The sequence below is a fragment of the Acinetobacter sp. AS5 genome, from assembly GCF_048957595.1.
Classification (GTDB): domain Bacteria; phylum Pseudomonadota; class Gammaproteobacteria; order Pseudomonadales; family Moraxellaceae; genus Acinetobacter.
The window spans coordinates 1-855 of sequence record NZ_JARDAL010000151.1; the positions used below are offsets into that span (position 1 = coordinate 1).

The 855-nt window shown below is 40.6% G+C and carries 1 pseudogene; it reads right to left on the reverse strand.

Annotated features, from left to right (window positions below):
* Positions 1 to 74 precede the first annotated feature (74 nt).
* Positions 75 to 785, reverse strand: a pseudogene (locus tag PV763_RS17695) (tyrosine-type recombinase/integrase); the annotation flags it as partial.
* Positions 786 to 855 lie beyond the last annotated feature (70 nt).

Sequence of the window (855 nt, forward strand, 5' to 3'; positions counted from 1 at the left end):
TATGATAAGATTAACCCGTTAGGTCAGGTGGCCTAACTTAAATAAAAAAGTCTCCGACAAACCCGGTACGGTTCACAGATCTTTTGAATAACAGTTGGATCCAAACATGGGTCGAATTTCCTTAATTGATAACCTGCTATTATGTAAGCTAAATGCAGATAGCTTCTAAATGTTTCAGTTGGGTCTATGTGACCTAATATATGAGATAGTAAATACCAACAATCTTGTGGTGTTTGAGAGCGTACCAGCTCATTTCGGATTAGGTTGTAATGCTCGATTGAATAGTCCGTGAAGGTAGACACAAACGTGTAGTCTATATTTAGGATTAGCGCGAGAGAATTGGCCGCTGTATGCCGTAAGGAATGAAAAGAATAACGATGTCCTGGCAATAATGTATCGAGTATTCGTTGAAAAGGAAGTGTCACCAAATGTGGTTTAAGACGTTCAGCACTGTTCCACATTGTGAATAAGTACTGATTAGGAGTATAAGCACGGCGCCTTGTTTGGCAGTAATGCTGAAATTTAACATGCTCCTCTTGAGTCAGTAGAATTTGAATGTTGAGATTGCGTTCAGCACTATCCGTTTTAAGTAAGTGTTGTTGATGCTTGGCACGATATGGGCGAATCCAAATCGAACTTGCCTGAACACCTTCCACGTCTTTAATGCGAAGTCCAAGAATTTCATTAATCCGCATGCCCGTACGAAACGCTATCGTATATACGATACTGAGCATTGCTAAATCATGAGCCGTATAGCTTGGGCTTTCATGATATTTAAGGTAAGCATCCGGCTAACACAGCCTTACCAAGCGATCCTATAAGCCTTAATTTAGTCCCCACCTAAAAACAAGTGGG